26 protein-coding genes are annotated in these 26100 nt (G+C 62.4%); 14 read left to right on the top strand and 12 right to left on the bottom strand.

Translation table 11 applies throughout. The features are described 5' to 3' along the window. Nucleotides 1-14: 14 nt before the first annotated feature. Genes AC07WS_RS28915 through AC07WS_RS28905 form a run of 3 tightly spaced genes read left to right on the top strand, consistent with a single transcriptional unit; the run spans nucleotide 15 to nucleotide 4248 of the window. Nucleotides 15-1007, top strand: coding sequence for a porin (locus AC07WS_RS28915; protein ID WP_494732385.1), 993 nt, complete (start codon nucleotides 15-17; stop codon nucleotides 1005-1007). Between the two features lie 38 nt (nucleotides 1008-1045). Next, the gene (locus tag AC07WS_RS28910) at nucleotides 1046-2920 is read left to right on the top strand and encodes a sensor histidine kinase (protein ID WP_494732384.1); all 1875 of its coding nucleotides are present in this window, start codon (nucleotides 1046-1048) and stop codon (nucleotides 2918-2920) included. Then, nucleotides 2917-4248, top strand: a complete 1332-nt coding sequence (locus AC07WS_RS28905; protein ID WP_494732383.1) for a sigma-54-dependent transcriptional regulator — start codon at nucleotides 2917-2919, stop codon at nucleotides 4246-4248. Before AC07WS_RS28910 ends, AC07WS_RS28905 begins: the two co-directional genes overlap by 4 nt. Before the next feature lie 19 nt (nucleotides 4249-4267). On the opposite strand, the gene map is transcribed toward AC07WS_RS28905, so the two are convergent. Both map and AC07WS_RS28895 read right to left on the bottom strand, forming a co-directional pair. Beyond that, nucleotides 4268-5035 carry a type I methionyl aminopeptidase gene (map, locus tag AC07WS_RS28900; protein ID WP_494732382.1) on the bottom strand — a complete coding sequence of 256 codons (768 nt, stop codon included), beginning with the start codon at nucleotides 5033-5035 and terminating at the stop codon, nucleotides 4268-4270. Continuing rightward, nucleotides 5032-5244, bottom strand: coding sequence for a ParD-like family protein (locus tag AC07WS_RS28895; protein ID WP_494732381.1), 213 nt, complete (start codon nucleotides 5242-5244; stop codon nucleotides 5032-5034). Before AC07WS_RS28895 ends, map begins: the two co-directional genes overlap by 4 nt. Before the next feature lie 133 nt (nucleotides 5245-5377). Here AC07WS_RS28895 and AC07WS_RS28890 point away from each other — a divergent pair, with 133 nt between their 5' ends. The 7 genes from AC07WS_RS28890 to AC07WS_RS28860 all read left to right on the top strand — a co-directional run bounded on the left by AC07WS_RS28890 (nucleotide 5378) and on the right by AC07WS_RS28860 (nucleotide 11277). Beyond that, nucleotides 5378-6136 (top strand): ArsR/SmtB family transcription factor, encoded by a 759-nt coding sequence (locus AC07WS_RS28890; protein ID WP_494732380.1) that lies wholly within the window; start codon nucleotides 5378-5380, stop codon nucleotides 6134-6136. A gap of 15 nt (nucleotides 6137-6151) precedes the next feature. Then, nucleotides 6152-6667: a GFA family protein gene (locus AC07WS_RS28885; protein ID WP_494732379.1), complete on the top strand. Its 516-nt coding sequence runs from the start codon at nucleotides 6152-6154 to the stop codon at nucleotides 6665-6667. A gap of 112 nt (nucleotides 6668-6779) precedes the next feature. Continuing rightward, a complete protein-coding gene (locus AC07WS_RS28880) occupies nucleotides 6780-7268 on the top strand; it encodes a hypothetical protein (protein WP_494732378.1) in 489 nt (162 codons plus the stop codon). A 744-nt stretch (nucleotides 7269-8012) separates the two neighbouring features. Then, a complete protein-coding gene (locus tag AC07WS_RS28875; RefSeq protein ID WP_494732377.1) occupies nucleotides 8013-8213 on the top strand; it encodes a hypothetical protein in 201 nt (66 codons plus the stop codon). Nucleotides 8214-8269: 56 nt separating this feature from the next. Beyond that, nucleotides 8270-8602, top strand: coding sequence for a low molecular weight protein tyrosine phosphatase family protein (locus tag AC07WS_RS28870; RefSeq protein WP_494732376.1), 333 nt, complete (start codon nucleotides 8270-8272; stop codon nucleotides 8600-8602). Between the two features lie 94 nt (nucleotides 8603-8696). Continuing rightward, nucleotides 8697-9218: a hypothetical protein gene (locus AC07WS_RS28865; RefSeq protein ID WP_494732375.1), complete on the top strand. Its 522-nt coding sequence runs from the start codon at nucleotides 8697-8699 to the stop codon at nucleotides 9216-9218. A 598-nt stretch (nucleotides 9219-9816) separates the two neighbouring features. Then, entirely contained in the window at nucleotides 9817-11277 is a 1461-nt protein-coding gene (locus AC07WS_RS28860; RefSeq protein ID WP_494732374.1) for a hypothetical protein, read from the top strand. Between the two features lie 139 nt (nucleotides 11278-11416). Here the strand turns inward: AC07WS_RS28860 and AC07WS_RS28855 are convergent, their stop codons facing one another. After that, nucleotides 11417-11983: a carboxymuconolactone decarboxylase family protein gene (locus tag AC07WS_RS28855; protein WP_494732373.1), complete on the bottom strand. Its 567-nt coding sequence runs from the start codon at nucleotides 11981-11983 to the stop codon at nucleotides 11417-11419. A gap of 153 nt (nucleotides 11984-12136) precedes the next feature. Between AC07WS_RS28855 and AC07WS_RS28850 the strand changes: the two genes are divergently transcribed. Next, nucleotides 12137-12709, top strand: a complete 573-nt coding sequence (locus AC07WS_RS28850) for a type 1 glutamine amidotransferase family protein (RefSeq protein ID WP_494732372.1) — start codon at nucleotides 12137-12139, stop codon at nucleotides 12707-12709. Between the two features lie 49 nt (nucleotides 12710-12758). Here AC07WS_RS28850 and AC07WS_RS28845 read toward each other — a convergent pair whose 3' ends face one another. From AC07WS_RS28845 to AC07WS_RS28815, 7 genes are all read right to left on the bottom strand, one after another. Continuing rightward, a complete protein-coding gene (locus AC07WS_RS28845; protein ID WP_494732371.1) occupies nucleotides 12759-13265 on the bottom strand; it encodes a TPM domain-containing protein in 507 nt (168 codons plus the stop codon). Then, nucleotides 13259-14119: a TPM domain-containing protein gene (locus tag AC07WS_RS28840; RefSeq protein WP_494732370.1), complete on the bottom strand. Its 861-nt coding sequence runs from the start codon at nucleotides 14117-14119 to the stop codon at nucleotides 13259-13261. Before AC07WS_RS28840 ends, AC07WS_RS28845 begins: the two co-directional genes overlap by 7 nt. Then, complete coding sequence (locus AC07WS_RS28835) at nucleotides 14116-14733, bottom strand: LemA family protein (RefSeq protein WP_494732395.1); 618 nt, start codon at nucleotides 14731-14733, stop codon at nucleotides 14116-14118. Before AC07WS_RS28835 ends, AC07WS_RS28840 begins: the two co-directional genes overlap by 4 nt. 164 nt (nucleotides 14734-14897) lie before the next feature. Further along, the gene (locus AC07WS_RS28830) at nucleotides 14898-19298 is read right to left on the bottom strand and encodes a DEAD/DEAH box helicase (RefSeq protein ID WP_494732369.1); all 4401 of its coding nucleotides are present in this window, start codon (nucleotides 19296-19298) and stop codon (nucleotides 14898-14900) included. 45 nt (nucleotides 19299-19343) lie between these two features. Next, on the bottom strand, nucleotides 19344-19490 hold the full coding sequence (locus tag AC07WS_RS28825; protein WP_494732368.1) for a hypothetical protein: 147 nt from the start codon (nucleotides 19488-19490) through the stop codon (nucleotides 19344-19346). Nucleotides 19491-19541: 51 nt separating this feature from the next. Beyond that, nucleotides 19542-19766: a hypothetical protein gene (locus AC07WS_RS28820; RefSeq protein WP_494732367.1), complete on the bottom strand. Its 225-nt coding sequence runs from the start codon at nucleotides 19764-19766 to the stop codon at nucleotides 19542-19544. Nucleotides 19767-19831: 65 nt separating this feature from the next. Further along, nucleotides 19832-20716 (bottom strand): LysR family transcriptional regulator, encoded by an 885-nt coding sequence (locus AC07WS_RS28815; protein ID WP_494732366.1) that lies wholly within the window; start codon nucleotides 20714-20716, stop codon nucleotides 19832-19834. 124 nt (nucleotides 20717-20840) lie between these two features. Between AC07WS_RS28815 and AC07WS_RS28810 the strand changes: the two genes are divergently transcribed. Beyond that, complete coding sequence (locus AC07WS_RS28810; RefSeq protein WP_494732365.1) at nucleotides 20841-21950, top strand: alkene reductase; 1110 nt, start codon at nucleotides 20841-20843, stop codon at nucleotides 21948-21950. Nucleotides 21951-21991: 41 nt separating this feature from the next. Here the strand turns inward: AC07WS_RS28810 and AC07WS_RS28805 are convergent, their stop codons facing one another. Then, a complete protein-coding gene (locus tag AC07WS_RS28805) occupies nucleotides 21992-22996 on the bottom strand; it encodes a zinc-dependent alcohol dehydrogenase family protein (RefSeq protein WP_494732364.1) in 1005 nt (334 codons plus the stop codon). A gap of 124 nt (nucleotides 22997-23120) precedes the next feature. On the opposite strand from AC07WS_RS28805, the gene AC07WS_RS28800 reads away from it, so the two are divergent. Beyond that, nucleotides 23121-24038, top strand: coding sequence for a LysR family transcriptional regulator (locus tag AC07WS_RS28800; protein WP_494732363.1), 918 nt, complete (start codon nucleotides 23121-23123; stop codon nucleotides 24036-24038). On the opposite strand, the gene fur is transcribed toward AC07WS_RS28800, so the two are convergent. After that, nucleotides 24001-24453 (bottom strand): ferric iron uptake transcriptional regulator, encoded by a 453-nt coding sequence (gene fur, locus AC07WS_RS28795; RefSeq protein ID WP_494732362.1) that lies wholly within the window; start codon nucleotides 24451-24453, stop codon nucleotides 24001-24003. The genes AC07WS_RS28800 and fur overlap by 38 nt on opposite strands. Before the next feature lie 426 nt (nucleotides 24454-24879). Between fur and AC07WS_RS28790 the strand changes: the two genes are divergently transcribed. After that, on the top strand, nucleotides 24880-26094 hold the full coding sequence (locus tag AC07WS_RS28790) for a porin (RefSeq protein WP_494732361.1): 1215 nt from the start codon (nucleotides 24880-24882) through the stop codon (nucleotides 26092-26094). Nucleotides 26095-26100: the final 6 nt, after the last annotated feature.

Genomic DNA, 26100 nt, shown 5'->3' with positions numbered 1-26100 from the left:
GAGGAGATTGAAAGATGCGAAAGTATGTGATGAGCGCGCTGGCGCTGGGACTGGTTACGGCCGTGGCGCAAGCGCAATCGACTGTCACCGTGTACGGCATCGCCGACGCCGGCCTGGTGCTGGAGCGCGGCGGCCCAGCCGGCAACACGCAGAACGTCAGCAGCGGCGTGGGCTCCGGCTCGCGCCTCGGCTTCAAGGGCAAGGAAGACCTGGGCGGCGGCATGAGCGCCGGCTTCCTGCTGGAGAACGGCTATAACATCGACACCGGCACCGCCGGGCAGGGCGGCCTGCTGTTCGGCCGCCAGGCCTATGTGAGCCTGTCCGGCTCGGCCGGCGCCATCAGCGCCGGCCGCCAGTACATGCCTTACTTCAAGGCCCTGCGCGACGTGATCGATCCGTTCGGCACCGGCTTCGCCGGCAATGTGCAGAACATCTTCTTCCCGAGCACGCGGGTCGACAACTCGGTCGAATACATGACGAAGAAGTACAACGGCTTCTCGGCCGACGTGCTGTACGGCTTCGGCGAAACCCCCGGCGACAGCAGCAAGAACCGCACCATCAGCGGCGCCGCCAGCTACGACAACGGCCCGCTGAGCCTGGTACTGACCCACCATCAGCGCGACAACGCCCTGGCCACCGCGCACACCCGCTACACCATGCTGGGCGGCCGCTATCGCTACGGCGACGTCACCGGCCACGCGGCCTACTCGCGCAACCAGGACCTGCTGGGCGTCGGCAGCCGCGACGCGCTGCTGGGCGTGACGGTGTCGGTGGGCGCGGACAAGCTGCTGGCCTCCTACATCGACCACCGCGACGACTCGTCGCCGCGCCAGCGCGCCCGCCAGGCCGCGATCGGCTACCTGCATCCACTGTCGGTGCGCACCGACCTGTACGCCGCGTACGGCCACATCGTCAACCGCAACGGCGCCAATTTCCACGTCGGCACGGCGACCGATAGTGGTACCGGTACAACCGGACTGAACCTGGGTGTGCGTCATGTGTTTTAATGAGGGCGTATGAACTGACGATAACAACAGAGGAGAACATGGCAGTAGCGCTGCAGACCGTCATGCCGTCTCGGCCGGGCCGCCGGCTGCTGCGCCGGGCCGCGCTGTGGGTGTTGCTGCTGCTGTGCTGCCTGGCGGTGGCGCTGCTGGCCTGGCGCTGGACCGAGAACGCCGCCACCGAAAAGCTGCGCCTGGCCGCGGCGCAGCGGCTCGACGGTTACGCCGTCAGCCTGGAAAACCTGTTGTCCAAATACGACTTCCTGCCCGGCACGCTGGAGCTCAACAAGGACGTGATCGCCTTGCTGCAGCGGCCCGACGACGAGGCCCTGCGCGCCGAGGTCAACGCCTACCTGGAGCAGGTCAACCACCTGTCCAAATCGACCACCATCTACATCGTCAACCTGCAGGGCGTGACGCAGGCGGCCAGCAACTGGCGCGAGCCGGACAGCTTTGTCGGCGACAATGTCGCCTTCCGCCCCTACGTGCGCGACGCGCTGCGGCGCACGCCGGGCGGCTTCTACGGCGTCGGCACCACGCGCGGCGAGCCGGGCTACTTCTTCGCGCACGGCATTTATCACAACGGCCGCATGCTGGGCGTGGCCACCGTCAAGGTCAACATCGAGAAGCTGGAAAGCGGCTGGGTGCAGGGCAGCGACAAGGTGCTGCTGACCGACGCCCACGGCGTGGTCTTCCTCAGTTCCGAGCCGGACTGGAAATACCGCGCGCTGGCGCCGCTGTCGCCGGCCGTGCTGCAGGAGCTGGAAGTGTCGCGCCAGTATTTCTCGCACGCCTTGCTGCCGCTGGGCCTGCGCGAATTGCGCAAGCTCGACAATGGCGCCGCCATCGTCGCCACGCCGGCGCCGGCCGCGCACATGCGCATGCTGGGGCAGACCCGTTCGCTCGCGCCGCGCAAGTGGCAGTTCGTCTACCTGTCCGACCTGGCGCCGGCCGAGGCCAGCGCCCGCAACGCCTTCATCTTCACCTGGCTGTCGGAGGCGCTGCTGCTGATGCTGGTGCTGTACGCGCGCCAGCGCCGCCGGCTGGGCCGGCAACGCCAGCGCGCCCGGCTGGACCTGCAGCGCGCCTACGACCACCTGGAATCGATGGTGGCCGAGCGCACCGCCAGCCTGCAGCAGATGACCCACAGCCTGAGCGAGGAGAACGTCGTGCGCCGCCAGGCCGAGCAGAAGCTGCGGCAGGCCCAGAGCGAGCTGGTCCAGGCCGGCAAGATGGCGGTGCTGGGCCAGATGTCGGCCGGCATCACGCACGAGCTGAACCAGCCGCTGACGGCGCTGCGCACCATGTCCGACAACGCCCGCGTGCTGATCGAGCGCGGCCGGCTGGACGAGGCCAAGGACAACCTGGCGACCATCTCGCAGCTGGTCGGACGCATGGGCGCGCTGACCGGCCAGCTGCGCCAGTTCGCCCGCAAGTCCGACGCCAGCCTGCAGCCGGTGCCGGTGGCGGCCGCCATCACCGCCGCGCTGTTCCTGGTCGAGCGGCGGGTGGAGCAGGAGCGGGTCAACTTCCGCATGTCGATGCAGAGCCCGGACGTGCACGCGCTGTGCGACAGCAACCGGCTGGAGCAGGTGCTGGTCAACCTGTTCACCAACGCGCTCGACGCCATGGCCGGCTGCGAGACGCGCCAGCTGACGGTGAGCGTGACGCGCAGTTTTCAGAAGGCGCTGATCGCCGTCTCGGACACCGGGCCGGGCATTCCCGAGGCGATACGCCGCCACCTATTCGAACCATTTTTCACAACAAAACCGCAAGGGCAGGGCCTGGGCCTGGGACTGGCGATATCCGAGCAGATCATCCGCGAATTTGGCGGCCAGTTGCTGGCCGAAGCCACGACTGCGGGCGGCGCCCGGTTTATCATCGAATTGCCCATTGCGGAGCGGGAGACAGCATGAAAGTATTACTGATCGAAGACGACCCGACCGTGCGCGCGGGCAGCGCGCAGGCGCTGGACCTGGCGGGCATCGAGGTGCAAGCCTTCCACACCGCCGAGCAGGCGCTGCCGCTGATCACGCCGGGCTTTGACGGCGTGGTGGTGAGCGACGTGCGCCTGCCCGGCATGAGCGGGCTGGACCTCATGGCCGCCGTCAAGGCCATCGACCCGCAACTGCCGGTGGTGCTGGTGACCGGCCACGGCGACATCACGATGGCGGTGGGCGCCATGCGCGACGGCGCCTACGACTTCATCGCCAAGCCGTACTCGTCGGAGCAGCTGACCGACGTGGTGCAGCGCGCGATGGAAACCCGGCGGCTGGTGCTGGAGGTGGCGGCGCTGCGCCACCGCATCGAGCACGGCGAGGGCATCGAGGCCACCCTGCTGGGCGACTCGGCCGCGATGCGCGACCTGCGCCGCCTGATCCTGGACCTGGCCGACGAGCCGGCCGACGTGCTGATCTACGGCGAGACCGGCACCGGCAAGGAGATGGTGGCGCGCTGCCTGCACCAGTTCAGCCGCCGGCACCAGAGCAATTTCGTCGCGCTCAACTGCGGCGCCATCCCCGAGACCATCTTCGAAAGCGAAGTGTTCGGCCACGAATCGGGCGCCTTCACCGGTGCCGCCAAGCGCCAGGTCGGCAAGATCGAGCACGCGGACGGCGGCTCGCTGTTCCTCGACGAGATCGAAAGCCTGCCGATGGCGCTGCAGGTGAAGATGCTGCGCGTGCTGCAGGAGCGCTACGTCGAACGGCTGGGCTCGAACAGCCCGGTGCCGGTGGACGTGCGCGTGATCGCCGCGGCCAAGGTCGACCTGAAGGAATGGTCGGACCAGCAGAAATTCCGCAGCGACCTGTACTACCGCTTGAACCTGATCGTGCTGAACCTGCCGCCGCTGCGCGAGCGGCGCGAAGACATCCCACTGCTGTTCGAGCACTTCCTGCTGGGCGCGGCGGCGCGCTACAAGCGCAGCGCGCCGCCGGTGCCGGGGCCGCTGATGCAGGCGCTGATGGCGCACGACTGGCCGGGCAATGTGCGCGAGCTGCGCAACATCGCCGAGCGCTTCGTGCTGGGCTTGTCGAGCGGGGCCGACGGCCTGCTGTCGGCGCGCAGCCTGGCGCCGTTGCCGCTGGCGGAGCAGGTGGGCTGCTTCGAACGCGCCGTCATCGAACAGGAATTGCGCAGGGCCAGCGGCAGCGTCACCGAAGTGAGCGCCGCGCTGGGCGTGCCGAAGCAGACGCTGTACTACAAGATGCAAAAGTACGGGCTGACGCCGGACGACTACAAATAGCCGTCCGCTTGGCGGCGGCCTAGTTCAACGGCCGCTCGCCGGCGCGCAGCGTCAAGACCTGTACGCCGCTGCGCGTCACCGCCACCGTATGCTCGAACTGCGCGGACAGCTTGCCGTCCATGGTCACGACGGTCCAGCCATCGTCCTCGGTGCGGACGGCGCGGCGGCCCTGATTGAGCATGGGCTCGATGGTGAACACCATGCCTTCCTGCAGCACCAGTCCGGTTTTCGGCTTGCCCCAATGGAGTACCTGCGGCGGCTCGTGCATCTCGCGGCCTATGCCGTGCCCGCAATATTCCCTGACCACCGAATAACCGTTGCGCCGCGCGTGACGCTCGATCGCGTGGCCGACGTCGCCCAGTCTGGCGCCGGGACGGACGGCCCGGATGCCGCTCCACATGGCTTCGTAAGTCACTTGCACCAGCCGATTGGCCAAGGGCGCCACCTCGCCGACCAGATAGGTCTTGCTGGAATCGGCGATGAAGCCGTTCTTCTCCAGCGTGATATCGAAATTGACGATATCGCCGCTCTGCAAAAACTCGGTCGGCGACGGCACGCCGTGGCAAACGACGCTGTTGCGGGAAGAGTTCAGCGCATAGGCATAGCCATACTGCCCCTTGCTGGCGGGACGCGCCTTGAGCTCATCGACGATAAAGCTGTCGACCAGATCGTTGACCTGCATGGTGGACATGCCGATCAGATTCAGCTGATCCAGATGGCCGAACACGCTGGCCAGCAGCTTGCCGGCCTCCGCCATCAGGGCGATTTCTTCGGGGCGCTTGGTCATGCCGGGACGCTCCTGAGTGGAGGCGCCTCGACGCCGGCAGCCCGCAGTTCGCTTGCGACGATCTCGTTGAAACTCAGTGTGGGATTCAATTCGCTCAGCATACCCATCTTGATCCAGAAGGCCGCCTGCGCGTTGATGGACCTGCAAGCGACGGCGCTCGCCTTGCGGATCTGGTCGTGCAGCTCGTCGTCGATGTTCACTATACCCATTTTCCATCCCTATATACGAAACGTATACGAAGTGTATATCCCCCCGTGGGGTGGGGTCAAGTCTGACATTCGGACACGCTCTCAGCGGTATTTCATGTGACCATATTGACACGTGACTGTTTGGTCACTTAATATGACTGCCATGGATGCGATCTTTAAAGCCCTGAGTGATGAAACCCGCCGTCAACTGCTGGACATGCTGCGCAGTCGCGACGGCCAGACGCTGACCGAGCTCGAAAGCGCGCTCGGCATGACGCGCTTCGGCGTCATGAAGCACTTGAAGGTGCTGGAAGCCGCATCCCTGGTGGTGACGCACCGCTCAGGCCGGTTCAAATACCACTACCTCAACGCCGCTCCGTTGCAGTCGCTGGTCGACCGCTGGATCGAACCGCTCACCCGCCAACCGTTGACCAGGGCCATTCTTGACCTGAAGGTCGAACTGGAAAGGACATCATCCATGGATACCGTCAAACCCGATTTCATCCTTGAAACCTTCATCCGCACCACGCCCGAGAGGCTGTGGGAGGCGCTGACCAGCGCAGAATTGTCGAGACGCTACAACCTGCGCGGCACCGAGATCCACGGCCGGTTCGAAACCGGCGGCAAGTACGAACACCGCACGGCCGAGGGCAAGGTGATGGTGTCGGGCGATATCCTGTTCGCCGAACCTTGCAAGCGGCTTGAGATGACCTTCATTCCCAGCTGGATTCCGTCCGATATCAAGCCGTCGCGCATCGTGTACGAAATCAAGCCGGGCGGCGAGACCACCAAACTGACCATCCTGCACTATGACCTGCCCGAAGGCCACGAGGGATTGAAGGAAGCATGGGCGCAGATCGCGTCCAGCCTCAAGTCCCTGCTTGAAACCGGAAACGGCTTGGACTTCGTCTGAGCCCCGGAGCGGAAGATGTCGACGCCAGCAAAGCCTGAATTGATCGTATCGTGCGCGTGCGGAAGCGTTGCATTGAAGGCGCGGGCCGCGCCGATCTGTAGCGTCATCTGCTACTGCGGCGACTGCCAGCGAGGATCGCGCGAGCTTGCCTCCTTGCCCCATGCCACGGCCGTTCAAGATTCCGACGGCGGGACAGCATATGTGGTGTATCGCAAGGATCGCGTGACGCCAGTGCGGGGCGCGACACTGCTGAAAAATTACAAGCTCGACGCGACGTCGGCGACCAATCGCGTGGTCGCCACGTGCTGCAATTCAGCCATGCTGATGAGCTTTGACGATAGCCGGCACTGGGTATCGATGTACCGGGCGCGCTTTCCGGATGATGTGATGCCGGTGCAGATGCGCATTTGCACCAAGTCGAGGACGGCTAAGGAGCCCTTGTCATCCGACCCGCCAGGATTTGCATCGTATCCGCTCCGGTTCATGGCGAAGCTGATAGCGGCCAGGATTGCGATGGTAATTCATCGCTGAGTGATAATTGGCGCATTTTACACATTGACAAGATGCTATCCTGATGCTCTCCTGCCGGAGCCAGCTGGAAGCGTCGACGCCAGGCTGGATGCACAATGAAAAAGGAATTTGAATGCATCGGATCTGCTTATGTTTGCTCTTGTCATGCTGTGCGATTTCCCTGTCGGCCAATGCTGCAGATATCTTGCCGGTTCATATCATTGGCACCTGGGGCACGGGCTCCTCGTTGTACGATGGCGCGGATAAACAATCTGAAATCTATCTTCTGGCCGACGGATTTGGAATGGCAGCCGGCTCGACGTCGCCAGCCCGCCGCGCGGACGGCGTAGATGATGGGAAGCCTGGTCCGCGCGCGATCATCGGCTTTCCGGTGCAGGTAACCTTGAATGGCGATACCTTAATGGTTCGCCCATTGCTACCCAAGGACCAGCGGGAAGGTAAAAACGTTGATGTGGCCATTTCTTGTCACTATGAGCGGGCAGGACAGAAATTGGCCTGCACCGGCCCGGATGGCGTTCCAATGACTATGACCCGACGTAGCACTTCCGTTGCGGAAGAAATTGTACAGACTATCGACCAAGTTCGGGCCACACTTCATTAAGCGTGTAAGTCGATTTCATCCAACTGGTCTGAAATCGGCCATAAGCCGCTAGTTCAAAACACTATTTCTTAGCATTTCTAACGCTGGTTCCAGAAAAATTTACCTGAAAGGAATTGCAATGAGCAACCTGAATCTGACTAAGCTGGAATGGAACACTGTCCCTGACAACTCGATCGGAGGGAATGGCGCCCCACGACGGACTAACTTGCGTGCTGCGCAAGCCGCATGTGGCGCCTGTGGGTTCAGTTGGCGTGCAAATGCCACGATTCGTCCGGCCGGCGGCGCGCCAGGGGAAATATTCGAGCATATGGGTGGAATGGCGGTCGATTGCCCCAGTTGCAAGGCGAAGTTGAAACTAGAAGGAGCTGGGTACAAGCAGCTCTATAGCTAATTTTGGTATGCCGAGCCTCCTACGGCGAAGAAGTTTGTTTCGATGGGAAACAAATGATTAGTTGTAGTGGTATGCCTGTCGCGATTTAGACCGTGAACGGCCAAGAGCAGCCGCCCATGCTAAAAATAGGAATTTGAAAAATAGGTGAAAATTTGAACGACGCTTTATCGTACTGGTCGCCCATATGTGAATTGGTTTCAAATCTACGTTGTTGGGTTCGCGTCTGCGCGAAGGTTGGCAGTGACTCACAAGAGGGACATTGGGGACAGCATCTCACGATTCCGAGTAGAGGCTATCTTGAGGGGCCAGGAGGCCTCTTTCCGTTCCGCGATATTGAATGGGTTGAGATATCAATGGGTCGCGTCAAGGGTGGCATCGCGGGCCATCCACTGCAATTCATAGACACAAGGGCCGAAATTCTTGCCCATTTGCGCACGACACAGGTCAGCTGGGAGCTCTGCGACAGCACATGGTCGAACGCAGGAATTTTTGAAGATGAACCTGTTGAAGTGGTCCGGATCGCCGGTTTAATTGGGCATATGCAGGGACCGTAATCGGCCAGAAGCTGCCGTTCCCAACATTTAAAAAGATACTTTGAGGTTGAAATCGATTGAAGTGTGCACTGTTCATCTGTAGCCAAAACCGTCTGAGAAGCCCTACAGCTGAACATATATTCTCTGCCTGGCCAGATGTTGAGACCGATTCGGCGGGGTTGGGTGGCGATGCAACTGTACCGCTGTCGTCTGAGCAAATAGCTTGGGCAAACATCATATTTGTGATGGAAAAAGCCCATCGGAATCGACTCTCATCCAAATTCCGTTCATATTTAAATGGGAAGCGAGTTATCTGTCTCGATATTCCGGATGACTATGAGTACATGCAACCTGAGCTCATAAAGCTCTTAGAAGTAAAAGCCGGTCATTTTTTACGTTCGTCCTCATAGGCCGAACTCGGCCAAAAGCTGTAGTCGTTGCGCTTGCGCCAACCGCTGAAAATGGTTTTGCAACGGTCACCCATTTAATTAACCAAGGGATGTAATGAAATTTTTTCGCTATGTTTTGTCCGCAATAGTTATGCTAGCTGCCCCGCAGGTATATGCTGATGTGAACGATTCAATTACCGACCGCAGGTTTTCGATACCGTTAGGTGCGCAAGGGCTGGTGATGCCGCGCGCGGACTGGGCGTTGAACAAAGAACAAAGACGTTCGGATGGTAAGGTCGCCTATTACATGATGTACAGTGAACAGGCACGTACTGTCTTTTCGGTCTACATAGACAAAACGGGACCTTGCCGGTCAGCGGATGACTGTCTGAAAGAGGCGCTGAAGAATCCTCTGTACAAGGATGCGCAAGAAATAAAGATGACCGATGACCGTCAATTCAAGGTAGCTTACTTTTATCTCGATAAGCCGCAAGGTTTAGCGGTGAGTCAAGCGCACGTATTGGCGAGCGCTTATGTGGATGGATTGTGGTTCGACATCCATATTTCCCAGACCAACAAAGAACGCCCGGATATCGGGGGGCTGCTGGAACTGATGAAGACACTGCAATTGAAATAAGAGCCATGACCCGTCAACGCGAAAACTCGGCGTATGAAAATAGTGTTGTTGCCAGCGATAGTGCGACTTTTATCGCCCAAAAGCAGACTGATTTTTACGTAATCACCAGGTAAGATTAAGAATGAAAATTGCTCCGAAAATTATGACGTGTCTGCCGATACTATGGGCAACTTCTGCGTATGCAACTTCCCCATGCAAAGGTGATGCGTGTATCGACGCTGCATCAGCGTCCTTTATTGCACCGTATGATGTCTTTGAAACCAAGTGTTCGGCCGTAAAACCAGAACTACATACACGGTATTCAGCCACAGTGGCTTACTTCGTGCGTAATGAAGATGCAGTTTTTCTAAAAAAATTGCGGGAGTCGAATGCTTATGTGGCGGTACGTAGTGAATTGGAGTCGAATGTAGCTGCGATGAGCTCGAGTCAACTTGCAAAGGCTTGCGAAGATTTTCTGAAAGAACCCAGTTCCGAGGTAAGTTCGCCGACTCAACAACACTAGTGCGTGCCTGTTGTCGGCCAGAAGCCGGCATTATAGAAAATACTGCGCATTAAAAATTTTGAATTTAAACCGCAATACACTAATAAATTTCCCTAAATGAACGATACCACCGCCGCAATTCCTTCGGTCAGCCCAGATCAAGGAAAAAATGAAAAATCTGAAAAAACTTCTAGTCCAATTGGTAATGCATTAGGAAGGTTTCTTAAAGCTATAGAAGATTTTCGCGATGCCGCCATCGTTGGCGGCCCGGCGGTTGGTAAATGGCAAATTTCCGAGATCGAGAAACAAAATAAGATAATTTCAAAATTTATCCGTGAAGAAAACGAGCACGAGATTACAGCCGTAGCTCATGATCCTCAAAGCGCAAAAGAAATGTTGAGCGCTTCGAAGGAGTTGAGCCGGCTTCGTCACTCAAAGCCAGTCAAGGCATTAATGAAGAGCTTATTCATCGGCATTTTTAGTGAATATGATGTCTTTATTGGCGAATTATTGAAAGCTTTTTATTCGTCGAAGCCAGAATTGTTTAAAAGCATTAAGCGCGAAGTAAGCTTAAGCGATTTATTAGAATTCTCCTCAGTTGATGCGGTTAAACAGGATATTCTAGATTCTGAGATTGACTCTTTCCGTCGCAATAGTTACGTTGAACAATTTGCAGAGTTGGAAAAAAAGTTTGAAATATCTACTCTACGAAGTTTTCCAGAGTGGTCAAAATTCGTTGAGTTGGGCCAGCGTAGAAACCTGTTAACACATAACGGGGGGTTATGCAGCGAACAATACTTATCAGTTTGCGATAGAACTGGCTATAAATTCGAATCTAGGCCTTCCTGTGGCGATGACTTAATGCCCTCAGGTAAATATTTCACAGATTCGCTTTTTATCATTGCAAAAGTTGCATTTATGCTTACGCACACGCTGTGGCGAAAAATTTTGCCTGATGACATCGAGGTTGCAGACTCGGAAATGAATAATACTATTTTTGAATTATTATCTAAGGAATGGTGGAGGCATAGTGCGGAATTTGGAAAATTCGGATTAGGAGAAACTATATCGAGAAAAACAACCGACATCAACAGGAGAATAAGGGTTATTAACACAGCGATTGGATTAAAGCACTCGTCGAGAAATGATGAGGCGATGAATCTCTTGAAATCATTAGATTGGTCTGCTAGTTTAAGAGATTTTAGACTGGCAATTGCTGTTCTTCGAGAAGAGTACGATGAGGCTATCGAACTGATGAAGAGTGTTGGAAAAAGTGGGGAAATGATAGATCAACTCGCCTACCATACATGGCCTCTTTTCCACGAATTTAGAAACTCTGAGAGTTTCCAAAAGGCATATGAGGAAGTGTATGAGAGGCCATTTATAGAGCAGGCAACAAAAGAAGCTCAAACGCAAATTATAGATGGCGTATCGTTAGTCTCCGAAATAAATATAAGTTCTAGAAAACCTAAAGTGGAAGAGAGTAACAGCGAGCCTATGTCCGTCACAAAGGGAACATCTTCAAAATCTATATCTAAAACTAATGCCCCTAAACGCCGAAAAGTTTCTGCGTCTTGAGTGTGGCAATGTCGCACATATGCCTTTGTTAATAAATGTGCCATTGCTCGGTCTTCTATTTGGACTTCCGCTTTGGGGCGGAAGCTGCCCTCGGTCGGCGCTCGCGGTGGGGCCAGATCGGAACCGCTGAGAACTATCCTCAATCCCGCTCCGGCACCGGCACGTTGAAGCCGTTCAGCGTGACCGACACCAGCGCATACAAGCCGACCAGGTAGATCAGCTCGTTGACGCCATGCTGGCCGAAGGTGTTGACCGCCAGGCGGTACAAGGGCTCCGGCAATATTCCGCCGCGGCTCAGTGCATAGGCCATGTCGTAGGCCACGCTTTCTTCCTTGCTCAGATCCCCGGGTTTGACATCGGCCACCAGCGTGGCCAGCCGCGCCGCCGGCATGCCTTCGCGCTCGGCGACGGCGATGTGCGCGTAGATTTCGTAGGCCGCGTTGTAGCTGGCGCCGACCACCAGAATGGCGATCTGCCGCACGTTGTCGGGCAGGGTGGCGTTGGCGGTCATGGCCAGCGTCAGGCCCCAGATCGCCTTGCCGATGCCAGGCTCGTGCAGCCACGGGTTCCACGGTCCCATCAGGGCGCCGTCTTCGCGCACGGAGATGAAGTCGTTGAAGTTGCTGGTGATGCCCTTGCGCATATTGTCGTACAGGGCTTTTTGTTCGGGCGTGAGGTCTCGTGGGGCGATCAGTGGCAGGCGCATGCTTGTTCCCTCGGTGGATGAATGGTCAACCGTCAGGATAGGCGGGCGTTCCCGCGAACTCTGTACGCCATCGCACCCTGCACACCAGGTACTACTGACACAAATTGACAGTCGTTTCGGCTACGCTTAGTTTTTCCGCGAAAGGACACCATCATGAAACGATCCATCACCATACTCACGGATGACTTTGCCGACTGGGAAACCGCCCTGATCAATTCAACCGCGCGCGCCTACTACGGCTTCGACACGCGCTTCGCCAGCCCCGGTGGCAATCCGGTCACTTCGTCCGGTGGGATGAAGGTAACACCTCAGCTGGCGATCGACGCCATTCAGCTCGAAGGGCTGGACCTGCTGATCGTCTGCGGCGGCACCATCTGGCAGACCGATCGCGCGCCCGAGATCGGCGCGCTGCTTGCCGCCGCCCACCAGCGTAACGTGGTGGTCGCCGGCATCTGCGACGGCACCCGCGCGCTGGCGCGGGCCGGCGTGCTGGATCATGTGCGGCATACCTCCAACTCGGCGGACAACCTGGCGCAGTTGAATTATGCCGGAGCCGCCCACTATCAGGATGTGCCTTACGCCGTCGCCGACCAGGGCGTGGTCACGGCGCCCGGCAGCGCGCCGGTGAGCTTCATGGCGGAGATTTTGCGTGTCATGGGGATAGGCGACGATAATTTGAAGGCCTACGTGGCGATGCACGCCGCCGAGCACAGCAAGGCTGGCTAGATATCCGGTGGGCGGAGGCACTTAGTTGGCCTACGCCCCCCCGATCATTTCAAAGCACCAGCACCTGGTTCTGCAATTCATTGGCGGCGTTGCCCGTCGCCGGATAGTGTTTCGTCAAATGACGCGTGACCGCCTCGATTCCGGCTAGCACCCCGGCCTCGTAGTGGCCTTGCTGGAAGGCGGTTTCCATCTGGTGGCAAATCTTTTCCCATTCGAGCGAGCCGGTTTTGATGTGTATGCCGCGATCGGCAACAATCTCGACGTTGCGATCGGCCAGCAGCAGGTAAATCAAGACCCCGTTATTATGCTCGGTATCCCACATCCGGTATTGGGAAAACACATCGATGGCCCGTGCCCTGGCAGATTGATTGGCGAGCAGCGGCGCGCCATCCAACGCGGCCTCCACCGCGAAACGAATTTCGCCGGCATGGGTACGCTCGCTGCTGGCGATGGCATTTTCAATCGCGCTCAGGGTTGCTGGCGGAAAGGCGCGCTTGATTTGCCGGCGTGTTGTCAGCAGGTGCTGCGCCAGACGTTGAAGGTTGAGCACTACCATCTCCCCGAAGCGCCGCCGCCGCCAAAGCTGCCGCCGCCTCCACTGAAACCGCCGCCGCCAAAGCCACCGCGACCGGAGCCCCCTACGTAGCCACCCAGGCCACGTCCCAGCATGCCGCCGCCTATCAAGGTGAACAACAACGCCATCACGCCTGCGCCGGCCGCGACGAGTACCGTTCCCGTGAACAGCCAGACGATGCCCGTCACCGCGCCACCGGTGACCAGGGCGCCAGGAAGTCTGCCCAGCACGGCGCGCAACACGCTGCCGAGCGCGAACACCAGAATGAAGGCGACGGGAAAATAGCGCCGCGCATCGGACGCGCCGTCAAGCCTGGTCTCTGGCGCCGGCAATTGCTCGCCGCCGATCACGCGCATCATCTGCTCCGTGCCGGCGGCAATGCCGCCGTAGAAGTCGTCCTGCTTGAAATAGGGCGTAATGGTTTCGCTGATAATGCGCTTGCTGCTCGCGTCGTTGAGCGCCCCCTCCAAACCGTAGCCGACCTCTATGCGCAGCGCACGATCGTTCTTGGCCACCACCAGGATGGCGCCATCGTCGATTTTCTTGCGCCCCAGCTTCCATTGCTCGGCCACGCGCATTGCGTATTGCTCGATCGTTTCCGGCGCGGTGGTGGGGACGATAAGGACTGCGAGCTGGCTGCCTTTTTCCGCCTCAAACGACTGCAGGGTTTGTTCCAGTTTGGAGGTCTGCACAGCCGTCAGAGTCGCCGTCTGATCGGTAACGTGTCCGGTCAATGGCGGCACGGCGACCTGGGCGTTCGCGGCGAACGGCGCCCCTAGCGCGATAAGCAACAACGGCACCCTTGCCGCTTGCATCGCGCGCGCCATCGTGATCATTTTTTCGCCTCCTGGGCCTGGTCCTGAGGCTGGACCGGCGCCGATTTGAAATCGACTGTCGGTGGCTTGCTGATTTCCTTTTCATTGTCGACCGAGAAATTGGCCTTCGTTTTGTAGCCGAAGGCCATCGCGGTCAGATTGGAAGGAAACGAGCGCACGGTGACGTTGTATTCCTGTACCGACTTGATATAGCGATTACGCGCCACGGTGATGCGGTTTTCAGTGCCTTCGAGTTGCGCCTGCAGGTCCCGGAAATTGGCGTCGGCTTTCAACTGGGGATAGTTTTCACTGACTGCAAGCAGGCGCGACAACGCGCCGGACAGCGCCCCTTGTGCCGCCTGGAATTTGGCAAACGACGCCGGATCGTTCAGTACTTCCGGCGTGACTTGCACGGAGGTCGCCGCCGCCCGCGCCTGCGTCACCTGCGTCAACACATCTTGTTCATGCGCGGCATATCCCTTGACGGTATTGACCAGATTGGGAATCAGGTCGGCGCGTCGCTGGTATTGGTTGACAACCTCCGACCAGCTCGCCTTGATTTGCTCGTCATTGCTTTGCAATGAGTTGTAGCCGCACCCTGATATAGCAAGAAGGGCGACCATCGCCAGCAGCATCCACAATTTACGCACTTGAATTCTCCACAGGTCTACAACGGTTGGGGGGGCAGGGTTCAGACTAGTCGTCGGACAATTGAATTTCTTTGATCTGAATCAAAATAGACCATCTGCGTTAATTTGACGCCCGGCAATGGGCCAGCCACGTGCGCAATGCCCAGGGTTCAGGCATGCACCAGCGCGTTGTGCAGCGCTTCGCGGTCGTCGGCGGAGGGTTGGTACAGGTAGTTGAATTTGCCGGACACCATGGTCGCCACCGGCAGGCCGTCGCGGAACAGCAGGCGGTTGCCGGCCAGCGCCGGGACTTTGTCGCCGGGGAGCAGCGTGCCGCACAGGTTGAGCGGGTCGATGCCGGACACGCACACCAGGCTGCCGTCGTGTTTGCGGCGGCGCATGTCGCGCAGCAGCGGGATGGCTTCGGGCAGGGCGAACTGTTCGCCCGACAGGCCGGCGATGAAACGCCCGCCGCGTATCTCTCCGCGTGCTTCGAGGCGGTGGTAGACCGGCAGCAGTTCGCGCCACGAGGGCATCCAAGCGGCCTCGCGCTCCAGCAGGCGCCAGAACATCACGCCGTAGCGGCGCAGCAGCGTCATGGCGATGTGCTCTAGCGTTTCGGGCGCGGTGCGCGGCTTGCGGGACGGCGGCGCGTTGCGGACGTCGGCGACTTCGGGGGTGGCGGCGCTTCCGGCGGCGGCTGCGATCTCGCTCACGCGTTCGCGCACGGCCACGCCGTCGCCGCGACGGACCAAGGCCCAGCGTCCCGCTTCCTCCATCGACGGCGCCGCGCCACGATGGCGGCGCTTGTCGTTGCTGGCGCGCTTGTTCGCGGGCAGCAGCATGGCGCGCAGGCCGGCGTAGCTGTCGGCGTTGACCAGGCCTGTCGCCACCAGCTCGCCCAGCGTGTTTTCCAGTTCCACCGGCAGCAGGCGCGCGTCGTGCGCCAGTTCGTCGAAGAACATGGCGCCGTCGCGGCGCAGCGCCGCCAGCACGCGCGCGGCGCGCGGCGATACTTCGATTTCCGCCGCGACTACCGGCAGCGCGTGCCACAACGTCAGCTGGCGGCGCGGCAGCAGCACCAGCGGCGTGTTACGCACCGGCCCTCCGGCGGCGCTGGACGGGGCGCCGATGCGCGTCCAAACCAGTTTGCCGCTGCGGCACAGGTCATCGAGCCAGGCTTTTTCGTAGTCCCGCATGCGCAGCGACAGCAGGTCGCTTTCCCACGCGCCGGCGCCGGCTTCGTAGCCTTCCAGCTGGGCGAGCAGCAGCGGCAGCGAGTCTTCGCCTTGCAGTTGCGCGTCCGGCGACAGGTGCTGCCAGTCGAACAGGAAGCGCATGAAGTCCTGGCGCTCCACCGGTTCGATCTCGCGCCGCAGGCTCTTGATGGTGTAGCGGTGGATGCGCGCCAGCAGATGGCGTTCGCACCATTCCTCTGCCCTGGCGCCCGGCGTGAAGCGGCCGCGCATCACGTAGCCTTCGCTTTCCAGTTGGGTGAGGGCGATGGTGGCGCTGCCGGTGGCAAGGCCCAGCGCGCCGGCGATGGCGGCCACCGGTTGCGGGCCGAAGCCGCTCAGGCGCGCGCGCAGGATTTCGACCAGCGCGGTGTCCTCGGTCCAGACGTCGGCGTCGTTGGACGGCGCGGCCAGTGGCGGCGTCGCTTGCGCTTGCGGATAGGCGGCCTGCAGGCAGGCCAGGCGCTCCAGCGGAACCCAGAAGTCGATGACGCCTGCTGCCGTAGCATCGGCGCGCAGTCGCGTGGCGCGGCCGCCGGCGGCCAGCGCGTCCAGCCAGGCGGGCCAGCCTTCGTTGGATGCCGCCTCCGCCTGCGTGATGCAGGCCAGCGACATCAACGCTTCATGCATCTCGTCGGCGTTGCGCGCGCTCGGCCAGGCTTCCTCCGCCACGCTGGCGATGGCGCCGGCATCGAGCGCGCCCAGGTCGTCGGTGGAGGCGGGATCGGTCCAGCGCCGGTTGATGACGGCCTGCGTGCGGCGTTCCTCCAGCGGCGCGTCGTCGAGGAAGGCGTAGGGGCGGGCGTTGAGGATCTCCATCGCCAGCGGCGACGGTGCCGGCAGGTCGCGCGCGATCAGCTTGATGTCGCCGGCCTCCATGCGGCGCAGCAGGGCCAGCCAGCCCTCGCAGTCCATGGCTTCGTGCAGGCAGTCGTCCAGCGTCTGGTCGACCAGCGGGTGGCTGGGCAGTTCGCGTTCACCGACGATGTTTTCAAGGCACGCCGCCTGGTCGGGGAAGACGGAGGCCAGCAGGTCGTCGCTCTTCATGCGCTGCAGCTGCGGCGCGACCTTGCGGCCGCCGGCATAGCGCGGCAGGGCCAGCGCGGTGGTGGCGTTCCAGCGCCACCGCACGTTGAACAGCGGCGCGTCGAGCAGCGCCTGGATCAGTATGTGCTCGGCGGTGGTGGAGCGCAGGTAGCGCCACACCTCGTCCAGCGGGAAGCTGTGCGCGGTCGACAGCGACAGCACGATGGCGTCCTCGGTGGCGGCGGCCTGCAGTTCGAAGTTGAAGCTGCGGCAGAAGCGCTTGCGCAGCGCCAGCCCCCAGGCGCGGTTGATGCGGCTGCCGTACGGCGAGTGCAGCACCAGCTGCATGCCGCCCGATTCGTCGAAGAAGCGCTCCATCACCAGCGTGTCGCGGGTGGGCAGGGCGCCCAGCGCGGCGCGCGAACGGGCCAGGTATTCGACGATCTGGCGCGCGGCGTCGTCGGCCAGGCCGAGATGTTCGTACAGCCACTCGACCGCGCGTTCGATGGCGGCGGCGCCGTCCGCGACCGACGCCAGCTGATGTTCGATCTCGCCGCGCAGGCGCGCCACGCCGATCGACAGTTCGTCGCTGCGGCCAGGCGCTTCGCCCAGCCAGAACGGGATGTTGGGCGCGGCGCCGTGCGCGTCCTCCACGCGCACCTTGCCCGCTTCCACGCGCTGGATGCGGTAGGACGTGTTCCCGAGCTGGAAGACGTCGCCGGCCAGGCTCTCGACGGCGAAGTCCTCATGCACCGTGCCGACCATCTGGCCCTGCGGTTCCAGCACCACCGTGTAGTCGGCGTTGTCCGGGATGGTGCCGCCGGAGGTGACGGCGGTGAGCTTGCCGCCGCGCCGTCCGCGCAGCGCTCCGGCCACAGTGTCGCGATGCAGGTAGGCGCCGCGCACGCCGTTGCGGCCCGTGTAGCCCTCGGCCAGCATGCGGATCACGGCGTCGTAGCTGGCGCGCTCCAGCTGCGCGTAGGGCGCAGCGCGGCGCACCATGTCGAACAGCGCGTCCTCGCCCCATTCGCGGCTGGCCACTTCGGCGACGATCTGCTGCGCCAGCACGTCCAGCGGCGCGGCGGGGATGTGCAGCAGGTCCAGCTCATCGCGGCGCACGCAGTCCAGCAGCGCGGCGCATTCGATCAGGTCATCGCGCGAGGTGGGGAACAGGCGGCCCTTGGGCAGGCCTCCGACCTGGTGGCCGGAGCGGCCCACGCGCTGCAGCAGCGCGGCGATATTTCTCGGCGAGGCGATCTGGCACACCAGGTCGACGTCGCCGATGTCGATGCCCAGTTCCAGCGAGGCGGTGGCGATCAGCACGCGCAGCTCGCCGCGCTTGAGGCGCTGTTCGGCGTCGAGCCGGTATTCCTTGGCCAGGCTGCCGTGGTGGGCCGCCACCAGCTCCGCGCCCAGCCGCTCGCCCAGGTGGCGCGCCATGCGCTCGGCCATGCGGCGGGTGTTGACGAACACCAGCGTGGTCTTGTGCAGCACCGACAGTTCGGCCAGGCGGTCGTACACGCGCTCCCAGACTTCGTTGGCCATGACCGCCTCCAGCGGCACCGGCGGCAGTTCCAGGCCCAGGTCGCGCGCGCGCACGTGGCCGACGTCGACCACCGCGCAGTCGCCGTCCGCACCGACCAGGAAGCGCGCCACCGCCGACAAGGGCTTCTGCGTGGCGGACAGGCCAACCCGCACCGGCGGTTGCGGGCACAGGGCGTCGAGCCGCTCCAGGCTCAGGGCCAGGTGGCTGCCACGCTTGCTGCCGGCCACCGCGTGGATCTCGTCGACGATCACCGTGCGCACGGTCGAGAGCATGGCGCGGCCGCTGTCGGAGCCCAGCAGCACGTACAGCGACTCGGGCGTCGACACCAGGATGTGCGGGGCGCGGCGGCGCATGGCGTTGCGTTCTTGTTGGGTGGTGTCGCCGGTGCGCACGGCGCTGCGGATGCCGTGGTCGGCGAGGCCCATCGCGGCCAGCTCGCGGCTGATGCCCTCCAGTGGCGCCAGCAGGTTGAGGCGGATGTCGTTGGACAGCGCCTTCAGCGGCGATACGTACAGCACCCGCAACTCGTCGGGCAGCGGGGCGCCGGCGCTTTCGGCCACCAGCGCGTCGATGGCCGCCAGGAAGGCGGTCAGCGTCTTGCCCGAGCCGGTGGGGGCGGCGATCAGCGTCGGCCGGCCGCTGCTGATCAGCGGCCAGGCGCGCCGCTGCGCCTCGGTTGCCCCGGCGAAGGCCGAGCGAAACCATGCCGCCACGGCGGGGTGGAAGTCTTGCCACAGGTCGGCGGCGGTGGGCGGTTGGCGCATGCCGTTATAGTTGGGGATGTCGCGTTGGATGTCAATCGCGTCCGGTTATTTGAGCCGCATCCGCTGGCCGCTGTTGTTGGACGCATCGATCTTATCGAGCTGGTCGTGCATCACCAGCGCATCGGCAAAGGTGGGCGCGAGCCGGGTGCCGTCCTGCACATCGCGTGCGTAGGCCGCGTACAGGTTGGTCAACTCCAGCTGGTTGCTACCGAGGTCGCAGGCGGAACCGGTCAGGTCCAGCTGTCAGCCGAAGTTATTGCGCTTGCCCGCTTCCAGGTGGGCCGTCAGCACGGCGCCGTTGGCGAATGTACCGCTCACCACCACCTGGTCCGCCGGCGTGTGCGGCAGCACCGCGCCGGATTCGATCAGCGTCACTTCCTTGAACTGGTTGACCGTCAGCGCTTGGATACTGTCCGGGTGGCCCAGCGTGGCTCCTTCAAAATGTGTGGAGGGCCAGTCTGACGGCATCGGTTTCGAAGATAAACGGGTTGGCGTTCCGAAGATATCGAACCGTTTGTTCCGATATCGTGCCGCTAGATGCGCAGGTGCTGCACCACGTAGTCGATGAACACCCGCAGTTTGGGCGAGGCATAGCGGCTGCCTGGCCACAGCAGCGAAAACGTCACCGTCTGCTCCATGTAGTCGGCCAGGATGATCTGCAGGCGGCCGTCCTTCAGTTCGTCCTCGATGATGAAGGTGGGCAGGAAGGCGATGCCTTCGCCCTGCAGCAGCGCATAGGTGATCGCCTCGATGGTACTGCATGTCATGCGCTCCGCCAGTTGCGGTTCCGGCTCGTCCGCCGTCAGCTTGAAGGGCCAGCGTTCGATGCGGCCGGTGGCCGGGAACTTGTGCAGCAGGCAGTGGTGTCGCGCCAGCTCACGCGGATGCGACGGCGTTCCGTGCCGCGCCAGATAGGCTGGCGAGGCCACCACCACCTGCGGGCAGGCGCCGATGCGGCGCGAAGCCAGGCGCGAATCGTGGTGGGTGCCGGTGCGGATCACGGCGTCGAAACCTTCTTCGATGATGTCGACCATGCGTTCGGACAGGTCGACTTCCAGCGCGATGTCGGGATAGCGGCGCATGAAGCCTGTCAGTGTCGGCATCACCAGGCCGGTGAGCTGCGGAGTGCTGACGCGCAGGCGGCCGCCGGGTTTGCCGGAGAGTTCAGACAGTTCCGCTTCAGCTGCCTCCACTTCGCTGAGGATGCGTCGGCAGCGCTCCAGGAACAGCGCGCCTTCGGCGGTGAGCGTGATGCTGCGGGTGCTGCGGTGGAACAGCCGCACCGCCAGTCGCTCCTCCATGCGGGCGATTCCCTTGCCGACGGCGGACGAGGACACCCCCAGCTGTGCGCCGGCCTTGGTGAAGCTGCGCGTCTCGGCGACGGTGACGAACATCGAAATACCGCTCAGGCTGTCCATATGGCTGGCTCGTTAAAAAAGGCTATTGCGGAAGTATCTGTCCGGTATCTCGGGAATTGCAAGCTATTTTTCTTTTGTAGGACATCCCTTACATTGGCTGTATTCCTAACCAAGTGAGCAAATCATGAAAAACCTGATGTCCCCTGTAGCAGTCGGCCCTTACACCTTCGACCACCGCGTGGTGCTGGCGCCGCTGACCCGCATGCGCGCCGAAGCCGGCGCCAAACCCGGCCCATTGATGGCGGAATATTATGCGCAGCGCGCCTCGCAGGGCGGCCTGCTGATCGGCGAGGCCACTATCGCCGCTGAAAACGGCAACGGCTACCTAGGCGCGCCTGGCCTGTACGACGACAGCCAGATCGCCGGCTGGAAGCTGGTGACGGAAGCCGTGCACGCCAAGGGCGGCAAGATATTCCTCCAGCTGTACCACGCGGGCCGCCAGTCCAACAAGGACGTGCAGCCGGCCGGCAGTATTCCGGTCGGCCCATCCGAAGTGCCGCACGGCGGCGTGGCCTACACCACCGACGGTTGGGTGCCGAACACTCCCAACCGCGCATTGACGATCGCCGAAATCGAAGTCCTGGTCGAGGGCTTCCGTCTGGCCGCCGTCCGTGGCAGGGAAGCGGGCTTCGACGGCGTCGAGCTGCATGCCGCCAACGGCTATCTGTTCGACCAGTTCCTGCAGGACGGCAGCAACAAGCGCACCGATATCTATGGCGGTTCGTTTGAAAACCGCGCGCGCTTCCTGATGGATGCCACCAAGGCCGTGATCTCGGTCTGGGGCAGCGACAAGGTGGCGGTGCGGATCGGCCCAAGCGGCAGTTGGGGCGACATGTCGGACACCGATCCGGAAGGACTGTTCACCTACGTGGCGGCTCAACTGGCGCAGCTGCAGCTGGCCTATTTGCACCTGATCGAGCCGCGCATCGCCGGCAATATCGAGGACGAGAGCCGCAGTCAGGCGCCGCTGGCCGCGCAGCTGATACACAAGCACTACGCGGGCACCATCATCGCCGCCGGTGGCTTCGACCGGCAATCGGCCGACGCCATCCTCGCGGCGGGCGACGCCGACCTGGTGGCGTTCGGCCGCCACTTCATCGCCAATCCGGACCTGCCGGAGCGCTTCCGTAACGGCTGGCCGCTGAACGACTACGACCGTCCGAGCTTCTTCGGCGGTACGCAAGCCGGCTACACCGACTATCCGTTCTACCAGGAGCAGGCGCTGGCGGCCTGAGTGCGCGCAGGCCAGCGGCCCGATGACGGCGCGCTCAAGCCTTAATCGCCGGCGACCTGCACCACGACCTTGCCGCGCGCCGTGCCTTCTATCAGCGCGGTGTGGGCGTCGGTGACGCTGGCCGCGTCCAGCGTGTAGACACCATCATCCAGCGTCACTTTCAATTTTCCTTCGACGGCCAGCGCGGCGGCTTGCTGCATGATCGCGCCGTGGTGCGCGCGGCCTTTGCCGGACAACAGCGGCAGCAAGGTGAACACGCCCGAATAGGTCGCGGCGCGGAACGACAGCGGCGCCAGCGCGTGCGTGCCCCAGCCCAGGCAGCTCACCACGTGGCCGCCATACTGGCGCGCGGCGCGGAACGAGGCGTCCAGCGTGGCGCCGCCGACGGTGTCGTAGACGATGTCGAAGCCCTCGCCATCGGTGTGCTGCTGGACGTATTGTTCGACGCTGGTGCTCTGGTAGTCGATGAAGGCCGCACCCATTTTTTCGATGGCCTCGCGCTGGCCGGCGCTGCCGGTGGCGTAGACCTGCGCGCCGCGCGCCTTCGCCAGCTGCACCGCCATGTGGCCGACGCCGCCGGCGCCGCCGTGCACCAGCACCTTCATTCCCTCGCCGACGCGGGCGCGGTCGACCAGGCCCTCCCAGGCGGTGATGAAGATTAGCGGCAGGGCGGCCGCTTCGCGCATCGTCAGCTGCGGCGGCATATGCGCCAGCAGGCGGGCGTCCACCGCGGCGTACTGCGCCAGCGAGCCTTGTATCTCGCCTATGCCGCCCGTCATGCCGAAGACGCGGTCTCCGGCGGCAAAGCCCCGCACATCGTCACCGACGCTGTCGACGATGCCGGCGATATCGATGCCCAGCACGGCGGGCAGCCGGACCTGGGCGTGGCCGGCGTTGCCGGCGGCGATCTTGGTGTCGAGCGGATTGACGCCGCTGGCGATGACGCGCACCAGCACCTGGCCGCTGGTGGCGGCAGGGCGGGCGATCTGCTGGTCCGACAGCGGTGCGCCTGGGGCGTTCAGTACGACGGCTTGCATGGTGTTCATGGTGCGGCTCCCTGTGATTGGTTGATGGAGCTATTCTGCGGCCGGGCGGCGGCGGGAAAAAGTGGGCTGCGCCGCATTCAGTATCCCGGAATCGTGGATAATCAGGCCAGAACAAGGAGAAAACGTGGACCGTCTGGACGCCCTCAAAGTTTTTTGCGCCGTCGTCGATGCGGGAGGCTTCAGCCGGGCGGCCGCCAGGCTGGGGATATCGACATCGTCCGTGACCCACCAGATCGGCGTGCTGGAGGCGCATTTCGGCGTCAAGCTGCTGAACCGCACCACCCGCAGCATGTCGCTGACCGACGAGGGCCGCCGCTGCGTCGAGCAGGCGCGCCGGCTGCTGGAGGAAATGGACGAACTGGAAGGCAGCATGAGCGACGCCCACCAGACGCCGCGCGGCAGCCTGCGGGTGGACATGCCGGGCATCCTGGCGCGCCAGTTCGTGGCGCCGGCGCTGCCGCGCTTCCTGGCGGCGTATCCTGAGCTGAGTGTGCGCCTGAGCGCCAACGACCGCCTGATCGACATGGTGGACGAAGGCGTGGACGTGATGCTGCGTATCGGCGAGCTGCCCGATTCCGGCCTGGTGGCGCGCAGCGTGTTCAAGAACCGCTACATCTGCTGCGCCTCGCCGGAGTTCATCGCCCGCCACGGCCAGCCGCGGCATCCCGATGACTTGAACGATTTCCCCTGCCTTAACTTCCTCTATCCCAAGGCGGGCCAGCTGCGGCCATGGCTCTTCCAGCAGGACGGCCAGCCCTTCACCAGCACGCCGCGCGGCGCGGTGGCGATGGACCATGTGGAATCGCTGATCGAAATGGCGGTGGGCGGCGCCGGCGTGGTGCAGCACTTGTCGGTGTCGCTGATCGAGCCGCTGCGCAGCGGCGCGCTGGTGCCGCTGCTTCTGCCGTGGCAGGCGCCGGGGCCGGATGTATCGGTGCTGTATCCGCAGCGGCACCAGCGCGCCGCGCGCGTCAAGGTGTTCGTCGATTTCATCGACGCTCTGTTCAAGGACGCCGCGCCTTGCGCCCCGCCAGCGGGTTGATGGTGCCGGCGCATTCGCCGCAGAAGCCGTACAGCGACAGCGAGTGCTCGTGCAGCACGAAGTTGCGCTCCCTGGCCACGGCCTCCTGCCGCAGCTCGATCTCGGCGTCGAGAAACTCCTCCATGCGGCCGCAGTTGGTGCAGATCAGGTGGTCGTGGTGGCTGCCTTCATTCAGCTCGAACACCGAGGCCACGCCTTCGAAATGGCGCCGGATCAGGATGCGGGCGTCGGCAAACTGCATCAGCACGCGGTAGACCGTGGCCAGGCCCATGTCGATATGCTCTTCATGCAGCAGCCGGTAGACATCGTCGGCGTTCAGGTGCTTGCTTTTCGATTCCTGAAACAGCTGCAATATGCGCAGGCGGGGCAGGGTGGCTTTCAGTCCGAGCTTGCGCAGTTCTTGAGGGATGTCCATGTGGCTCCTAATTGATAATGATTCTTATTCTCATGGTAACCCAATTTTATATAACTGGCTACAGTGGTCGGCGATGCAATATATTCGGTAGTCGAATGTCATCTTTATTGATATTTAATTATGCGATTGTGTGGGTTTTCGATAGATTTTTTGGTGTTGTGCTCTAATTCATCGACAGTTGCTTTACGGCAGTATAAAGTGCTTACATCCGATTCAGTTCTTCGGTACGGCACCCAGCCATGTGCCACGCGCCCCAGCCGCGACCATCCCACCTTGTTGAGTACGAACGCCCGCCATTGCGGACGGCGTCCGCGTCTGCGCGCGTCCTGAACACGGTGCATTGGGCAGCACACGCCGTATGTAGACGATAAACAGGAACCATGAATGACCGTTGAATTTTCACCTTTGCGCGCTGTCCGGACGTCGTTGACTTTCACCTTGGCGATGCTCGCCTGCGCCGTCGCGCAGGCCGGCGACGGCGCCGCGCCGCGCTGGACCTTCGGCGGCTACGGCACGCTGGGCTTCGTGCACAGCAACGACAGCCAGTCCGATTTCACCGCCAACGTCCTCAATCCCGGCAACGCCGGCGCCAGCCACGAATGGAGCGCCACGGTGGACAGCCGGGTGGGCATGCAAGTGGGCGTGAACCTGGACAGCCGCTGGTCGGCGGTGCTGCAGGTGGTGTCCGAGCGCACGCTGCAAAGCGGCTACGCGCCGCAGGTCGAGTGGGCCAACATCAAATACCAGGCCACGCCGGACCTGAGCCTGCGGCTGGGGCGCATCGCGCTGCCGCTGTTCCTGGCCGGCGACTACCGCAAGGCCGGCTTTGCCTTGCCGTGGGTGCGGCCGCCGGTCGAGGTGTACGGCGCCATCCCGATCAGCAACAGCGACGGCATCGACGCCAGCTACCGCTGGAGCGCGGCCGGCGTCAACAACGTCACCCAGGTGTTCTTCGGCCATACCGATATCGTCGTCGCGCCGCGGACGCATGCGACGGCGCGCGCGATGACGGGCCTGTCCAACACCACCACCAGCGGCGCGCTGACCGTGCGCGCCAGCGCGATGTGCACCGAGCTGACGCTGGGCCTGGCGCGCGAACTGTTCGCCGGCTTGAACCAGTTCGGGCCTCAGGGCGCGGCGCTGACGGCGCGCTACGATGTCGACGCCAAGCGCGCCGACGTCGTCTCGCTGGGCGCCAGCTACGATCCGGGCGCGTGGTTCCTGATGGGCGAAGTGGGGCGCATGAACGCGCGCTCCTACCTGGGCGACAAGACCGCCGGCTACGTCAGCGCCGGCTATCGCTTCGGCGACCTGACGCCCTACCTGGCTTACGCCGCGTCGCGTTCCAACACGCCTACCCGCACGCCGGGCCTGGACCTGCGCGGCCTGCCGCCGGTGCTGGCCGGCGCCGGCCTGCTGCTCAACACCGGCTTGAATCAGATGCTGGACACCATCCCGCAGCAGCGCAGCGTCACCGCCGGCGTGCGCTGGGACCTGCGCGCCAACTACGCGCTCAAGCTGCAGTACGACCGCCTCACGCCGCGCAACGGCTCGAACGGCACCTTCATCAACGTGCAGCCGGGCTTCCAGTCCGGCCATCCGATCGGCGTGGTCAGCGCTTCGGTCGATTTTGTGTTCTGAAGGGGA

The sequence above is a fragment of the Duganella sp. GW821-FHT01E12 genome (assembly GCF_059422325.1).
Note: the sequence above shows the minus strand (reverse complement) of the source record. Positions and strands in the feature narration are given on the sequence as shown.

Coding starts and splice junctions, on each gene's coding strand:
- AC07WS_RS28915 (WP_494732385.1), top strand. CDS start 15: ATGCGAAAGTATGTGATGAGCGCGCTGGCGCTGGGACTGGTTACGGCC.
- AC07WS_RS28910 (WP_494732384.1), top strand. CDS start 1,046: ATGGCAGTAGCGCTGCAGACCGTCATGCCGTCTCGGCCGGGCCGCCGG.
- AC07WS_RS28905 (WP_494732383.1), top strand. CDS start 2,917: ATGAAAGTATTACTGATCGAAGACGACCCGACCGTGCGCGCGGGCAGC.
- map (WP_494732382.1), bottom strand. CDS start 5,035: ATGACCAAGCGCCCCGAAGAAATCGCCCTGATGGCGGAGGCCGGCAAG.
- AC07WS_RS28895 (WP_494732381.1), bottom strand. CDS start 5,244: ATGGGTATAGTGAACATCGACGACGAGCTGCACGACCAGATCCGCAAG.
- AC07WS_RS28890 (WP_494732380.1), top strand. CDS start 5,378: ATGACTGCCATGGATGCGATCTTTAAAGCCCTGAGTGATGAAACCCGC.
- AC07WS_RS28885 (WP_494732379.1), top strand. CDS start 6,152: ATGTCGACGCCAGCAAAGCCTGAATTGATCGTATCGTGCGCGTGCGGA.
- AC07WS_RS28880 (WP_494732378.1), top strand. CDS start 6,780: ATGCATCGGATCTGCTTATGTTTGCTCTTGTCATGCTGTGCGATTTCC.
- AC07WS_RS28875 (WP_494732377.1), top strand. CDS start 8,013: ATGGGTCGCGTCAAGGGTGGCATCGCGGGCCATCCACTGCAATTCATA.
- AC07WS_RS28865 (WP_494732375.1), top strand. CDS start 8,697: ATGAAATTTTTTCGCTATGTTTTGTCCGCAATAGTTATGCTAGCTGCC.
- AC07WS_RS28860 (WP_494732374.1), top strand. CDS start 9,817: ATGAACGATACCACCGCCGCAATTCCTTCGGTCAGCCCAGATCAAGGA.
- AC07WS_RS28855 (WP_494732373.1), bottom strand. CDS start 11,983: ATGCGCCTGCCACTGATCGCCCCACGAGACCTCACGCCCGAACAAAAA.
- AC07WS_RS28850 (WP_494732372.1), top strand. CDS start 12,137: ATGAAACGATCCATCACCATACTCACGGATGACTTTGCCGACTGGGAA.
- AC07WS_RS28845 (WP_494732371.1), bottom strand. CDS start 13,265: ATGGTAGTGCTCAACCTTCAACGTCTGGCGCAGCACCTGCTGACAACA.
- AC07WS_RS28840 (WP_494732370.1), bottom strand. CDS start 14,119: ATGATCACGATGGCGCGCGCGATGCAAGCGGCAAGGGTGCCGTTGTTG.
- AC07WS_RS28835 (WP_494732395.1), bottom strand. CDS start 14,733: ATGCTGCTGGCGATGGTCGCCCTTCTTGCTATATCAGGGTGCGGCTAC.
- AC07WS_RS28830 (WP_494732369.1), bottom strand. CDS start 19,298: ATGCGCCAACCGCCCACCGCCGCCGACCTGTGGCAAGACTTCCACCCC.
- AC07WS_RS28820 (WP_494732367.1), bottom strand. CDS start 19,766: ATGCCGTCAGACTGGCCCTCCACACATTTTGAAGGAGCCACGCTGGGC.
- AC07WS_RS28815 (WP_494732366.1), bottom strand. CDS start 20,716: ATGGACAGCCTGAGCGGTATTTCGATGTTCGTCACCGTCGCCGAGACG.
- AC07WS_RS28810 (WP_494732365.1), top strand. CDS start 20,841: ATGAAAAACCTGATGTCCCCTGTAGCAGTCGGCCCTTACACCTTCGAC.
- AC07WS_RS28805 (WP_494732364.1), bottom strand. CDS start 22,996: ATGAACACCATGCAAGCCGTCGTACTGAACGCCCCAGGCGCACCGCTG.
- fur (WP_494732362.1), bottom strand. CDS start 24,453: ATGGACATCCCTCAAGAACTGCGCAAGCTCGGACTGAAAGCCACCCTG.